Here is a 13,643-nt window from a genome sequence, read left to right as displayed (position 1 = left end):
TGGCGATCCTGGCCATGGGTAATCTGGGGCAACACGTGAATAGCCCCGTCACTCCTGGCAGCCATGCCGTCAATTTGGTGCTGCAGATTTTGGAGACGCGTTAAATGGCGCATAACGAAGCAGTCGACGTAGTACTGGTAGGGGCCGGCATCATGAGTGCCACCCTGGCCGTGCTGCTCAAAGAGCTCGACCCCGGCCTCAAGCTGGAAGTCGTTGAGCTGATGGATTCGGGTGCCGCGGAAAGTTCCAACCCGTGGAACAACGCCGGTACCGGCCATGCCGGGCTGTGTGAGCTGAACTACACCCCGCAGGCCGCCGATGGCTCCATCGACATCAAGAAAGCGGTGCACATCAACACCCAGTTCGAGGTGTCGAAGCAGTTCTGGGCGTACCTGACCAAAAAAGGCACCTTTGGCTCGTCCAAGTCCTTTATCAGCCCGGTGCCGCACCTGAGCTTCGTGCAGGGCGAAAAAGGCGTGTCCTTCCTCAAGAAACGCTTTGAATCCCTCAGCCAGCACCACGCGTTCGCGGATATGCACTACACCGAAGACCGTAGCGAAATGGCCGAGTGGATGCCATTGATGATGCCGGGCCGCCCGCTCGACGAAAAGATCGCCGCCACCCGCGTTATGAACGGCACCGACGTCAACTTCGGCGCGCTGACCAACCAACTGCTCGGCCACCTGACCAGCTCCCCGGATGCCCAGGTCAAGTACAGCAAGCGCGTCACCGGCCTCAAGCGCAACGGCGCCGGCTGGACCGTGAGCATCAAGGACGTCAACAGCGGTAATAGCCGCGAAGTCGACGCCAAGTTCGTCTTCCTCGGCGCCGGTGGCGCAGCCCTGCCGCTGCTGCAGGCCTCGGGCATCGAAGAAAGCAAAGGCTTTGGCGGCTTCCCGGTCAGCGGCCAGTGGCTGCGTTGCGACAACCCCGAAGTGGTCAAGCACCACCAGGCCAAGGTCTACAGCCAGGCTGCCGTGGGTTCGCCACCGATGTCGGTGCCGCACCTGGACACCCGTGTGGTGGACGGCAAGAAATCCCTGCTGTTCGGGCCTTACGCCGGCTTCACCACCAAGTTCCTCAAGCACGGCTCGTTCCTGGACCTGCCGCTGTCGATTCGCGCCGGCAACATCGGCCCGATGCTGGCCGTGGCCCGCGACAACATGGACCTGACCAAGTACCTGGTCAGCGAAGTACGCCAGTCCATGGAACAGCGCCTGGAATCCCTGCGCCGCTTCTACCCTGAAGCAAAAGCCGAAGACTGGCGCCTGGAAGTGGCCGGCCAACGGGTGCAGATCATCAAGAAAGACCCGAAAAAAGGTGGCGTGCTGCAATTCGGCACCGAGCTGGTCGCGGCCAAAGACGGCTCGCTGGCGGCGCTGCTGGGCGCCTCCCCAGGCGCTTCGGTAACTGTTTCGATCATGCTCGAACTGATCGAGCGTTGCTTCCCCGCGAAGGCTGCAGGCGAGTGGGCGACCAAGCTGCACGAGATTTTCCCGGCACGGGAAAAGGTTCTGGAGACGGACGCCGAGCTGTATCGCAAGATCAACGCGCAGAACAACATCAGCCTGGAGCTGGTTGAACCTGCCGCCGAGACCGAGAGCTACGCTTGAAGTCGTGACGCAATAAAAAACGCCCCGCTCTCGTGATGAGAACGGGGCGTTTTTTTGTGAGCAGGATAATCAGCCGCGGGCTTTTTCGATCAGCTCGATGTACTCGTCCGCATTGCGCTGGTCCTTGATCAGATCGACGAAGGTCTGGCCATGCTCATCCTTGCCATCCAGGTCCAGGCCGGCTTCCTTGAAAAAACCCAGGAACCGCTCGAAGTCGTCGATACGCAGGCCACGGTAAGCCTTGATCAGCTTGTGCAGGGACGGCGAAGTCGCGTCAACGGGCTCGAAGTCCAGGAACAACTTGATCTGATCGTCGCCGATCTCATCACCAATCACCTGTTTCTTATCTTTACGCATTACCGACTCCAGCCTGCAGACATTTACACGGGGTTTGAAGTCTACCTGCGGCGTGCAAGCTTCGAAAGCACCGCAGATCCAATGTGGGAGGGGGCTTGCCCCCGATTTCGGTGTATCAGCCAGCTAATGTATTGCTGACATACCGCTATCGGGGGCAAGCCCCCTCCCACATTTTGATCTTCGATGTTGTGGCTATTTTGTACGCACAGCGCCGGTGTGCAGGTCTGCCCAGATATGCCCATTGGCATAACTGAGGAACTGCACGTACACCGTGTCGTTGCGCAGCAGGTCGACGATCACGCGGTACTGCGTCATCGGGTAGGACAAGGTCAGGGTTTTGCTGCTGTCGTCGAATACCGGCTTTTTCAGGCTTTTGCTTTCGGCATCGAAATTGAGCACCACTTGGGCAATGCTTGCGCCCTTGTTCAAGGGCTTGCCCTTGAGGCGGATCATCAACGGCGAGGTGACCGGGATCGGCTGCTGGCTGGATTGGCGCTGGTTGCCCACCACCACGGCGTACTCGGTGACTTGCAGCAATTGCTGCTGGTCGGGGGTTTCGGCGCGCAGGGTCAGGTCATCCGGCGGCAGGAACTGGCTGTGCAAGGGGGCGGCTGCCAGCGGCAGGCTGAGGGTCAGCACCAGGGCGGCGCACGTACGAATCAACAGGCTCATGGACAGCTCCAGACGCAGGGGCCAAGCACGATAGCATGACAACCCTGCGCCGGGCCCGGATCACATGCCTTTGACGGCGAAGATCCCATTGGCGTTGCGCCAGTAGCCTTTGTAGTCCATGCCGTAACCAAAGATGTAACGGTCAACGCATGGCAGGCCAACGTAATCGGCTTTGAGGTCCGGGCGGGCCTTGCGGTCGTGGTCTTTGTCGATCAGCACGGCGGTGTGCACTTTGCGCGCGCCGGCGTGTTTGCAGAAGTCGATGATCGCGCCCAGGGTGTGACCTTCGTCGAGGATGTCGTCGATGATCAGCACATCACGGTCGATGAACGAGACTTCCGGCTTGGCCTTCCAGAACAGGTCGCCGCCGGTGGTTTCGTTACGATAGCGGGTGGCGTGCAGGTAGGACGCTTCCAGCGGGAATTGCAGATGAGTCAGCAATTTGCCAGCGAAGATCAGGCCACCGTTCATCACACAGAAAACCACCGGGTTGGTGTCGGCCATTTCGCGGGTGATGTGTGCGCCAACCTTGGCGATCGCTTCTTCGACTTGCGCTTCGGTGTACAGGCAGTCAGCCTCGCGCATGATTTGACGGATATGCTCGAGATCAGCGGACATGGCGCTCTCCAAGGGGGTGCTGTGGCAAGAAAAGCGGGCGAAGGTACGCTTCTCATGCGCTCCGAGCAAGCCTTAATGGACTAACGTACTAGATGTCTATAGGACAACACCCTCGGATAGATTAATCTAGGCCGGTTTTTTTGCCCGCCGCCGGAGCCTTTCCCATGCCCACTCGCGAGATCCGCCACCCGCTGATCCAGCACAAGCTCGGCCTTATGCGCCGCGCCGACATTAGCACGAAGAATTTCCGTGAGCTTGCTCAGGAAGTCGGAGCGTTGCTCACTTACGAAGCCACTAAAGATCTGCCCCTGGAAACCTACGAGATTCCGGGTTGGGCCGGTCCCGTCCAGGTCGAGAAAATCGCCGGTAAGAAAATTACCGTGGTGCCGATCCTGCGCGCCGGTATCGGCATGCTCGAAGGCGTCCTCAGCCTGATCCCGGGCGCCAAGGTCAGCGCCGTGGGCGTGGCCCGCAATGAAGAAACCTTGCAGGCGCACACCTACCTGGAAAAACTCGTCCCGGAAATCGACGAGCGCCTGGCCATGATCATCGACCCGATGCTCGCCACCGGCAGTTCCATGGTCGCCACCATCGACCTGCTGAAGAAAGCCGGCTGCAAGGACATCCGCGCCATGGTGCTGGTAGCCGCGCCCGAAGGCATCGCCGCCGTCGAGAAAGCCCACCCGGACGTGCAGATCTACACCGCGTCCATTGATGAGCGCCTCAACGAACACGGCTACATCATCCCAGGCCTGGGCGATGCCGGTGACAAGATCTTCGGCACCAAGCAGAAGGACGCGTAAGCATGCAGGATGAATTCAACGACCCGCTTTGGCGCCAGATCCTGTCTGGCGCACAAATGCTCTTCGTGGCATTTGGCGCGCTGGTGTTGATGCCGCTGATCACAGGTCTTGATCCAAACGTCGCCCTGTTCACCGCAGGCCTGGGCACATTGTTGTTCCAGGTGGTGACGGGGCGGCAAGTGCCGGTCTTCCTGGCGTCGAGCTTTGCCTTCATCACCCCGATCATTCTCGCCAAGGGCCAGTTCGGCCTCGCGGCGACCATGGGCGGGGTGATGGCAGCCGGTTTCGTTTATACCTTCCTTGGCCTGGCCGTAAAGATCAAAGGCACCGGGTTTATCGACCGACTGCTGCCGCCGGTGGTGATCGGGCCGGTGATCATTTCCATCGGCCTGGCCATGGCGCCGATTGCCGCGAATATGGCGATGGGCAAGTCCGGCGATGGCGCCGAGCTGATCCATTACCAGACGGCGATGCTGATCTCGATGCCGGCGCTGCTCACCACGCTGATCGTGGCGGTGTTCGGCAAGGGCATCTTCCGCCTGGTGCCGATCATCTCCGGCGTGCTGGTGGGCTTTGCCATGTCGTTCTACTTCGGCGTGGTCGACACGGCGAAGATCGCCGCTGCACCGTGGTTCGCCCTGCCCCACTTCACCGCGCCGGAGTTCAACTGGCAGGCGATCCTGTTTATCGTCCCGGTGGCCCTGGCCCCGGCGATCGAACATATCGGTGGTGTAATTGCGGTGGGCAGCGTGACCGGTCGCGACTACCTGAAGAAGCCTGGCCTGCACCGCACCCTGCTGGGTGACGGTATTGCCACCACGGCTGCCGGCCTGTTTGGCGGCCCGCCGAACACCACCTACGCCGAAGTGACGGGCGCGGTGATGCTGACCAAGAACTACAACCCGAAAATCATGACCTGGGCGGCGGTGTTTGCCATCAGCCTGGCGTTTATCGGCAAGTTCGGCGCACTGCTGCAGAGCATTCCGGTGCCGGTGATGGGCGGGATTCTGTGCCTGCTGTTCGGCTCGATTGCGGCCGTGGGCATGAACACGCTGATTCGCCACAAGATCGACCTGGGCGAAGCGCGCAATCTGGTGATTGTGTCGGTGACCCTGGTGTTCGGGATTGGCGGTGTACTGGTGGGTACCGGCACCGGCCCGGACGATTTCGGCCTCAAGGGCATCGCCCTGTGTGCGGTGGTAGCAATTGGCTTGAACCTGCTGCTGCCGGGCAATGATGGCTGGAAGAACAAGAAGCCGGATGAGCCACTACTGTAATTAACGCCGCAAAACCAATGTGGGAGCGGGCTTGCTCGCGAAGGCATAGTGTCAGTCGATAACTCTGTGACTGATACACCGCCTTCGCGAGCAAGCCCGCTCCCACAGTTGATTTCAGTGGATGTTAAAGCTCGCCGAGCCCATCGATCAGCGCCTGGTTCTGCTCCGGCGTGCCAATGCTGATCCGCAGGAATTGGGCAATCCGCTCCTGCTTGAAGTGCCGCACGATCACGCCCTGCTCACGTAGCTTCGCAGCCAAACCCGCCGCGTCATGCCGTGGGTGACGCGCAAAGATGAAGTTGGCCGCCGACGGCAACACTTCAAAGCCCTTCCCTTCAAGCTGCGCGACCACCTTGTTGCGGCTGTCGATGACCCGTTGGCAGGTTTTCTCGAAGTATTCACGGTCGTCAAACGCCGCTGCCGCGCCGACAATCGCCAGGCGGTCCAGCGGGTACGAGTTGAAGCTGTTCTTGACTCGCTCCAGCGCCTCGATCAGGTCCGGGTGGCCCACGGCCAGGCCCACGCGCAAACCGGCCAGTGAGCGCGATTTGGACAGGGTCTGGGTCACCAGCAGGTTCGGGTAGCGATCCACCAGGCTGATGGCCGTTTCGCCGCCGAAGTCGATATAGGCTTCATCAACCACCACCACCGAGTCCGGGCTGGCCTTGAGGATCTGCTCCACCGCGTCCAGCGCCAGCACGCAGCCAGTCGGTGCGTTCGGGTTGGGGAAGATGATCCCACCGTTGGGCTTGGCGTAGTCGGCCACGCGGATCTGGAACTGCTCGTCCAGCGGCACCGGGTCGGACTTGATGCCATAGAGGCCGCAGTAAACCGGATAGAAGCTGTAGCTGATATCCGGGAACAGCAGCGGCAGCTCGTGCTGGAACAGGCCGTGGAAGATGTGCGCCAGCACTTCGTCGGAACCGTTGCCGAGGAACACCTTGCCGGCGTCGATCCCGTAATACTTGGCCACGGCCTGCTTGAGCAGGTCACTGTTGGGGTCCGGGTACAGGCGCAGGTTGTCGTTCAACTCGGTCTGCATCGCAGCCAGCGCCTTGGGCGACGGGCCGTAAGGGTTTTCATTGGTGTTGAGCTTGACCAGTTTGGTCAGCTTCGGCTGCTCGCCGGGTACGTAAGGCACGAGGTCCTTGACGAAAGGGCTCCAGAATTTGCTCATGTCTTACTCTCCCTTAACGATTCGGTATTCGGCGCTGCGCGCGTGGGCGCTCAGCGACTCACCACGGGCCAGCACCGAGGCGGTCTTGCCCAACTCGGAAGCGCCTTGTGGCGAGCAGAAAATGATCGACGAACGCTTCTGGAAGTCATACACCCCCAGCGGCGACGAGAAACGTGCGGTGCCGGAGGTCGGCAGCACGTGGTTCGGGCCGGCACAGTAGTCGCCCAGGGCTTCGCTGGTGTGGCGGCCCATGAAGATCGCACCGGCGTGGCGAATCGACGGCAGCCAGGCCTGTGGGTCGGCCACGGACAACTCCAGGTGCTCCGGCGCGATACGGTTGGCCACCTCGATGGCCTGCTCCATGTCGCTGACCAGGATCAACGCACCACGGCCATTGATCGACTTCTCGATGATTTCGGCGCGCTCCATGGTCGGCAGCAGCTTATCGATGCTGGCGGCCACCTTGTCGAGGAACTCGGCGTCGGGGCTGACCAGGATCGCCTGGGCATCTTCGTCGTGTTCGGCCTGGGAGAACAGGTCCATGGCGATCCAGTCCGGGTCGGTCTGGCCGTCGCACACCACGAGGATTTCCGAAGGGCCGGCGATCATGTCGATACCGACCTGGCCAAATACATGGCGCTTGGCGGTGGCGACGTAGATGTTGCCAGGGCCGACCACCTTGTCGACCTTCGGTACGCTTTCGGTGCCATAGGCCAGGGCGGCAACCGCCTGGGCGCCGCCGATGGTGAACACGCGGTCGACACCGGCGATGCACGCGGCCGCCAGTACCAGCTCGTTGATTTCACCGCGCGGGGTCGGTACCACCATGACCACTTCGGTCACGCCCGCCACTTTGGCCGGGATCGCGTTCATCAACACCGAAGACGGGTACGAGGCCTTACCGCCGGGCACGTACAGCCCGGCGCGGTCCAGCGGCGTGACCTTCTGGCCCAGCACGGTGCCGTCGGCCTCGGTGTAGCTCCAGGAGTCCTGTTTCTGTTTTTCGTGGTAGCTGCGCACGCGCGCTGCCGCCACTTCCAGTGCCTCGCGCTGCGGCGCGGTGATGCGCGTCAGGGCCAGCTCCAGGCGTTCGCGCGGCAGGATCAGGTCTGACATCGACGCTACGTCGAGGCCGTCGAACTGGCGGGTGAAGTCCACCAGCGCCGCGTCGCCGCGCTCACGCACAGCCTTGATAATGTCGAGCACCCGCTGGTTGACCGAATCGTCGGACACGCTTTCCCAGCTCAGCAGATGATCCAGATGATGGGCGAAATCCGGGTCGGCAGCGTTGAGTCGGGCAATTGCAGTGGACGTGGTCATAGCGAGGGCCTCAATAGAATTGGCAAAAACTCAGGCGCCCTAAACTAGCAGTCGTTTCCGCTTGGGCACCTGAGAATTCTGGCTATGAGGCGGATAGACGGGCGTAGCTTTTCAGCTACGCAGGTAGGTCAACCGCGGTGTCGCGACTCCACTGCCTTGCGCAGGGTGTCGATCAACGCCTGGATACGAGCGTGCTGCATTTTCATCGATGCTTTATTGACGATCAGACGGGAGCTGATATCGGCAATGAAATCCTGCGGCTCCAAACCGTTGGCACGCAGGGTGTTGCCGGTGTCGACCACGTCGATGATCTTGTCGGCCAGGCCGATCAGCGGTGCCAGTTCCATCGAGCCGTAGAGCTTGATGATATCGACCTGGCGGCCTTGCTCGGCGTAGTAGCGCTTGGCGACATTGACGAACTTGGTGGCCACGCGCAGGCGGCCCTTGGGCTCGACATCACCGACACGGCCGGCGGTCATCAGCTTGCACAGGGCAATACGCAGGTCCAGCGGCTCGTACAGGCCCTGGCCACCGTATTCCATCAGCACGTCTTTACCGGCGACACCCAGGTCGGCCGCGCCATGTTCAACATAGGTCGGCACGTCGGTAGCCCGCACGATCAGCAGGCGAACGTCGTCCTGGGTCGTGGGGATGATCAGCTTGCGGCTCTTGTCCGGATTCTCGGTCGGCACGATGCCCGCTTCAGCCAGAAGCGGCAAAGTGTCGTCAAGGATGCGGCCCTTGGACAGTGCGATGGTCAACATGGGAAACGTCAGTCCTTCATCAGGCTATTGCGGTCCGGTCGCAAGCGGCGCCAGACACAGATCGAGGCCATTACAGCCTCGATTTGAAACAAATTCAGCTAACAGCAAACACCCTCTTCTTGTGGCGAGCGGGCTTGCCCGCGTTGGACTGCGCAGCAGTCCCATTGCTGGGGTTGCTACGCAATCCAACGCGGCGGTGCGACGACTCGACAAGCCCGCTCGCCACAGTGAAGGTGTTTGCAGTACTAGCCCGGTACGCGGCGGATTTTTGCGCCGAGCATCTGCAGTTTTTCTTCGATGCACTCGTAACCACGGTCGATGTGGTAGATGCGGTCGATCAGCGTGTCGCCTTCGGCACACAGCGCCGAGATCACCAGGCTGGCAGAAGCACGCAGGTCGGTTGCCATCACTGGCGCACCCTTGAGCTTTTCGATACCGGTCACGATGGCAGTGTTGCCTTCGACCTGGATCTTGGCACCCATGCGGTGCAGTTCATACACGTGCATGAAGCGGTTTTCAAAGATGGTCTCGATTACCGCGCCGGTGCCTTCGGCAATCGCGTTCAAGGAAATGAACTGCGCCTGCATGTCGGTCGGGAACGCCGGGTAAGGAGCGGTACGCACGTTAACGGCTTTTGGCCGCTTGCCGTGCATGTTCAGCTCGATCCAGTCTTCACCGGTAGTAATTTCGGCACCGGCTTCGCGGAGCTTTTCCAGGACCGCTTCCAGGATGGTCGGATCGGTGTCCTTGACCTTGACGCGACCACCGGTAACGGCAGCGGCAACCAGGTAAGTGCCGGTCTCGATGCGGTCCGGCATCACCTTGTAGGTGGCCGGGTGCAGGCGCTTAACACCGTCGATGGTGATGGTGTCGGTGCCGGCGCCGGTGATGTTGGCACCCATGGCGATCAGGAAGTTGGCCAGGTCGACCACTTCAGGCTCGCGCGCAGCGTTTTGCAGGACGCTGCGGCCGTTGGCCAGGGCTGCGGCCATCATGATGTTCTCGGTACCGGTCACGCTGACGGTATCAAAGAAGAAGTTGGCACCACGCAAGCCGCCTTCCGGCGCCTTGGCCTTGATGTAGCCGCCTTCGACGTCGATGGTTGCGCCCATGGCTTCAAGACCACGGATGTGCAGGTCCACCGGACGCGAGCCAATGGCGCAACCGCCAGGCAGGGCCACTTCGGCTTCGCCGAAACGGGCAACCATCGGACCCAGCACCAGGATCGACGCACGCATGGTTTTCACCAGTTCGTACGGGGCGATCAGGGTCTTGATCGTGCGCGGGTCGATTTCCACGGCCAGCTTCTCGTCGATCACCGGCTCGATGCCCATACGACCGAACAGCTCGATCATGGTGGTGATGTCGTGCAGGTGCGGCAGGTTGGCCACGGTCACCGGGCCATCGCACAGCAGGGTCGCCGCCAGGATCGGCAGAGCGGAGTTTTTCGCACCGGAAATGCGGATCTCGCCATCAAGGCGGCCACCGCCGGTAATAATCAATTTATCCATAAGAATCTCGACGCCTTGGGGGCTCAGGTGCGCTCGGCCCAGGCCGCGCGGCTGAAAAATTTCATAGTGACCGCATGGATGCTGCCATCGGTGATCCACGGGTTCAAATGGGCATAGATCTGCTGTTGACGCTTGACCGGGCTCAATGCCGCCAGTTCATCGCTAATCACGTTCAGCTGGAAATTGCAGCCTTCGCCTTCAACTTCTACGGTCGTTTCCGGCAGCTTTCCTTCAAGGAAGCTCTTAACTTCTAGGGCCTGCATGCTCAACCTCTATCGGCGCCCAGTGCGCGCGGGTCGCACATCATACAAAAAAGCCCCGCGCCTGCGAACCCCGCATAGCAGGACTCTGACGGGGGGCTTCTCATAAATGTGTATTAAGGATGCGCCAACAGCTCGGTCAAACCAGAAACCTCGGCGATTTCGCGCATGTCTTCGGGCATTGCACGGATACTCACCGGCTTTCTAGCAGCCTGGGCATCGCGCATGAAGCACAGCAACAACGACAAGCCGACGCTGCTGGACTTGGTCACCGCCGAACAATCCAGCACCAGCGCAGGCGCGGTGCTGGTCTTGATCAGTGCCTGGCCCTGCTTGCGCAGGTCAGGCCCGGTGCGGTAATCCAGCACGCCGCTGATCAGCAGCTCGCCGGCATCGCCGAGACGAACAGCCGACTCGGTCATTGCGCGGGCTTCCCGGCAGCTTTATCGGTTTCTTCCTTGGCCTTGGCCACTTCACCGGCCCAACCATTGATGGTTTTGTCGAGGTCGTTGCCATTGCGCTGCATGGCGTCGGCGAACTGGTCACGGAATAGCTTGCCGATGTTGATACCATTGATGATCACGTTGCGCAGCTTCCACTCGCCGTTAACCTTCTCGAGCGTGTACTGCACAGGGTAGACGGCGCCATTGTTGCCCTTGACGCTCATGTTGACGCTGGTGCGATCACCCGACTCATCCCCGGCGGGAGCGACGGTAATACCCTGGTTGTTGTACTCGAGCAGGGCGTTGCCATAAAACTGGAACAGGCCCTTCTTGAAGTTTTCCTGGAACGTTTGCATCTGCGCTGGCGTCGCCTTGCGCGAATACTTGACCGTCATGATGCTTCTGGAGATGCCTTCAGCATCCACCACGGGACCGACAATGGTGTTGAGCGCGTCGTAAAACTTACTCGGGTCCTGCTTGTACTGCTCTTTATTGGCAGTCAGGTCAGCCAACATCTTGTCGGTCGTGCCCTTTACCAAATCGTGCGCAGAGCCTGCCGCGTTGGCCATCAGCGGAAGCGCTGCAAGCAGTATTAACAGGCCACGTCGCAAGGTAGAGATCATGAACAGATTCCTCATTTGGCGTCTTTATTGACCGTATTGAGCAGGAATTTACCGATCAGGTCTTCAAGTACCAACGACGACTGTGTGTCGTGGATTGTCGAACCATCCTTGAGCAGGGCTGTTTCCCCACCCACGCTGACACCGATGTACTTCTCGCCCAGCAGACCCGCAGTGAGGATAGATGCAGTGGAGTCGGTCGGCAGATTATCTACCTTCTTGTCCAGTTGCATGGTCACTCGCCCGGTGAAGCTGTCGCGATCCAGATCGATTGCCGTGACCTTGCCGATAGTCACACCGGCCATGGTCACTTTAGCTCTGACAGTCAAACCGGCGATATTGTCGAAGTACGCGTAAAGTTTATAAGTATCGGCGGTGGGGCTGGCCGACAGGCCACTGACTCGCAGGGCCAGCAACAGTAAAGCCAGGATGCCAGCCAGCAAGAAAAGGCCGACACCGATTTCCACAGTGCGGTTTTGCATCAGAAATCTCCAAACATCAAGGCGGTCAAAATGAAGTCAAGGCCCAGTACCGCCAGTGAGGCGTACACAACGGTCTTGGTGGTGGCGCGACTGATCCCTTCTGAGGTGGGCTCACAGTCGTAGCCTTGGAATACGGCGATCCAGGTCACTACAAAGGCAAAGACGATGCTCTTTATGATGCCGTTGAGCACGTCACCGCTGAAGGTCACGCTGTTTTGCATGTTGGCCCAGTAGGAGCCGTCGTAGACGCCCAGCCAGTCCACCGCCACCCACGAACCGCCCCAGATACCCACCACGCTGAAGATCATCGCCAGCAATGGCAGGGAAATGAAGCCGGCCCACAGGCGCGGGGCAACAATGTACTTGAGCGGGTCCACGCCGATCATTTCCAGGCTGGACAGCTGCTCGGTGGACTTCATGTTGCCGATTTCGGCGGTCAGCGCGGAACCCGCACGCCCGGCGAACAACAACGCCGTGACCACGGGCCCCAGCTCACGCAGCAATGTCAGGGCAACCATCTGCCCCACCGCCTGCTCCGAGCCGTAGCTGGACAGAATATTGAACCCCTGCAGCGCCAGCACCATGCCAATGAATACCCCGGAGACCACGATGATCACCAGGGACATCACGCCCACCGAGTGCAGCTGCTTGATCAGCAAGCCAAAGCCACCGCCAATGCCGCCGCGCCCAAGCAGGGCGTGGAACAGGAAAATCGTCGAGCGGCCCAGCACTTCGACGATGTCGATGCCGGAGCGACCGAAAAGGCGGACCTTTTCGATAAGAGATGTCTTGCGCATCAGCGCTTCCCCAGAAGATCTGAGCGGTAATCCGCTGCCGGAAAGTGAAAAGGCACAGGGCCATCGGGATCGCCGGTCATGAATTGGCGAATGCGGGGGTTGTCGGCGTTCATCAGTTCTTCAGGCGTGCCCTGCCCCAGCACCTGGCCGTCGCCTACTACATAGAGGTAGTCGGCAATGCTCGCGGTTTCTGCGAGGTCATGGGAGACCACGATACTGGTGATGCCCAGCGCATCGTTGAGCAGGCGGATCAGGCGGACCAGCACACCCATGGCGATGGGGTCCTGGCCAACGAAGGGCTCGTCGTACATGAGGATCTGCGGGTCGAGGGCAATCGCCCGCGCCAGGGCGACCCGGCGCTTCATGCCGCCGGACAGCTCATCGGGCATCAGGTCGATGGCGCCGCGAAGGCCCACGGCCTGAAGTTTCAGTAACACAATGTCACGAATCATTTCATCGGACAGCTGGGTATGCACCCGCAGCGGGAACGCCACGTTCTCGAACACATCCAGGTCGGTGAACAGCGCGCCGCTCTGGAACAGCACTCCCATGTGCTTGCGTGCGTCGAACAGATCACTGCGCGACAACGTCGGCAGGTTCTGGCCGTTGACCCACACTTCGCCAGCGGTGGGGCGCAATTGCATGCCCATAAGGCGCAACAAGGTGGTCTTGCCGCAACCGGAAGGCCCCATGATGCCCGTGACCTTACCGCGGGGAATGCGAATATCGACGTTATTGAAGATGCTGCGCGTCCCGCGCTTGAAGGTCAGTCCCTTCAGCTCGACCGCGTAGGCGTTATCGGCACTCATCTAAACTCCTTGGGATGCAGCCTCTCACTCAGACACCACGCTTGCGACAAACGTTTGCAACGGTTGCGCAATATAGCCATATGGGCTGGGCGGACCGGACTGGCGGCGAACTATATCACT

At 60.4% G+C, this 13,643-nt stretch carries 16 protein-coding genes; 3 read left to right on the top strand and 13 right to left on the bottom strand.

Annotated features, from left to right (window positions below):
• The first annotated feature begins 104 nt into the window (after positions 1-104).
• Complete coding sequence (gene mqo / locus CXQ82_RS04715) at positions 105-1,613, top strand: malate dehydrogenase (quinone) (RefSeq protein ID WP_101266585.1); 1,509 nt, start codon at positions 105-107, stop codon at positions 1,611-1,613.
• A gap of 69 nt (positions 1,614-1,682) precedes the next feature.
• Here the strand turns inward: mqo and CXQ82_RS04710 are convergent, their stop codons facing one another.
• The 3 genes from CXQ82_RS04710 to CXQ82_RS04700 form a co-directional block, all read right to left on the bottom strand.
• A complete protein-coding gene (locus tag CXQ82_RS04710) occupies positions 1,683-1,970 on the bottom strand; it encodes a PA4642 family protein (RefSeq protein WP_017738740.1) in 288 nt (95 codons plus the stop codon).
• Between the two features lie 192 nt (positions 1,971-2,162).
• Positions 2,163-2,642 carry a hypothetical protein gene (locus CXQ82_RS04705; RefSeq protein ID WP_101266583.1) on the bottom strand — a complete coding sequence of 160 codons (480 nt, stop codon included), beginning with the start codon at positions 2,640-2,642 and terminating at the stop codon, positions 2,163-2,165.
• A 60-nt stretch (positions 2,643-2,702) separates the two neighbouring features.
• A complete protein-coding gene (locus CXQ82_RS04700) occupies positions 2,703-3,260 on the bottom strand; it encodes a hypoxanthine-guanine phosphoribosyltransferase (RefSeq protein WP_101266581.1) in 558 nt (185 codons plus the stop codon).
• 164 nt (positions 3,261-3,424) lie between these two features.
• On the opposite strand from CXQ82_RS04700, the gene upp reads away from it, so the two are divergent.
• Positions 3,425-4,063, top strand: coding sequence for a uracil phosphoribosyltransferase (gene upp, locus CXQ82_RS04695; protein WP_004372055.1), 639 nt, complete (start codon positions 3,425-3,427; stop codon positions 4,061-4,063).
• A gap of 2 nt (positions 4,064-4,065) precedes the next feature.
• Entirely contained in the window at positions 4,066-5,340 is a 1,275-nt protein-coding gene (locus CXQ82_RS04690; RefSeq protein WP_101266579.1) for a uracil-xanthine permease family protein, read from the top strand.
• Between the two features lie 124 nt (positions 5,341-5,464).
• Here CXQ82_RS04690 and hisC read toward each other — a convergent pair whose 3' ends face one another.
• From hisC to CXQ82_RS04640, 10 genes are all read right to left on the bottom strand, one after another.
• Positions 5,465-6,517 (bottom strand): histidinol-phosphate transaminase, encoded by a 1,053-nt coding sequence (hisC, locus tag CXQ82_RS04685; protein WP_101266577.1) that lies wholly within the window; start codon positions 6,515-6,517, stop codon positions 5,465-5,467.
• Positions 6,518-6,520: 3 nt separating this feature from the next.
• Positions 6,521-7,837: a histidinol dehydrogenase gene (gene hisD, locus CXQ82_RS04680; RefSeq protein WP_101266575.1), complete on the bottom strand. Its 1,317-nt coding sequence runs from the start codon at positions 7,835-7,837 to the stop codon at positions 6,521-6,523.
• A gap of 128 nt (positions 7,838-7,965) precedes the next feature.
• A complete protein-coding gene (hisG, locus tag CXQ82_RS04675) occupies positions 7,966-8,601 on the bottom strand; it encodes an ATP phosphoribosyltransferase (protein WP_003188599.1) in 636 nt (211 codons plus the stop codon).
• A gap of 245 nt (positions 8,602-8,846) precedes the next feature.
• A complete protein-coding gene (gene murA, locus CXQ82_RS04670) occupies positions 8,847-10,112 on the bottom strand; it encodes a UDP-N-acetylglucosamine 1-carboxyvinyltransferase (RefSeq protein ID WP_101266573.1) in 1,266 nt (421 codons plus the stop codon).
• A gap of 23 nt (positions 10,113-10,135) precedes the next feature.
• On the bottom strand, positions 10,136-10,375 hold the full coding sequence (locus CXQ82_RS04665) for a BolA family protein (protein ID WP_003188597.1): 240 nt from the start codon (positions 10,373-10,375) through the stop codon (positions 10,136-10,138).
• A gap of 113 nt (positions 10,376-10,488) precedes the next feature.
• Positions 10,489-10,794 (bottom strand): lipid asymmetry maintenance protein MlaB, encoded by a 306-nt coding sequence (locus CXQ82_RS04660; RefSeq protein WP_101266571.1) that lies wholly within the window; start codon positions 10,792-10,794, stop codon positions 10,489-10,491.
• Positions 10,791-11,438, bottom strand: coding sequence for a phospholipid-binding protein MlaC (locus CXQ82_RS04655; RefSeq protein WP_101266569.1), 648 nt, complete (start codon positions 11,436-11,438; stop codon positions 10,791-10,793). Before CXQ82_RS04655 ends, CXQ82_RS04660 begins: the two co-directional genes overlap by 4 nt.
• 11 nt (positions 11,439-11,449) lie before the next feature.
• A complete protein-coding gene (gene mlaD / locus CXQ82_RS04650; protein ID WP_003171814.1) occupies positions 11,450-11,917 on the bottom strand; it encodes an outer membrane lipid asymmetry maintenance protein MlaD in 468 nt (155 codons plus the stop codon).
• Complete coding sequence (mlaE, locus tag CXQ82_RS04645) at positions 11,917-12,714, bottom strand: lipid asymmetry maintenance ABC transporter permease subunit MlaE (RefSeq protein ID WP_010213107.1); 798 nt, start codon at positions 12,712-12,714, stop codon at positions 11,917-11,919. Before mlaE ends, mlaD begins: the two co-directional genes overlap by 1 nt.
• Complete coding sequence (locus CXQ82_RS04640) at positions 12,714-13,523, bottom strand: ATP-binding cassette domain-containing protein (protein ID WP_017738751.1); 810 nt, start codon at positions 13,521-13,523, stop codon at positions 12,714-12,716. Before CXQ82_RS04640 ends, mlaE begins: the two co-directional genes overlap by 1 nt.
• Between the last annotated feature and the right edge of the window lie 120 nt (positions 13,524-13,643).

This window comes from Pseudomonas sp. S09G 359, assembly GCF_002843605.1.
In the GTDB taxonomy this organism is placed as follows: Bacteria; Pseudomonadota; Gammaproteobacteria; order Pseudomonadales; family Pseudomonadaceae; genus Aquipseudomonas.
This window is presented reverse-complemented; position numbering and strand designations above follow the sequence as displayed.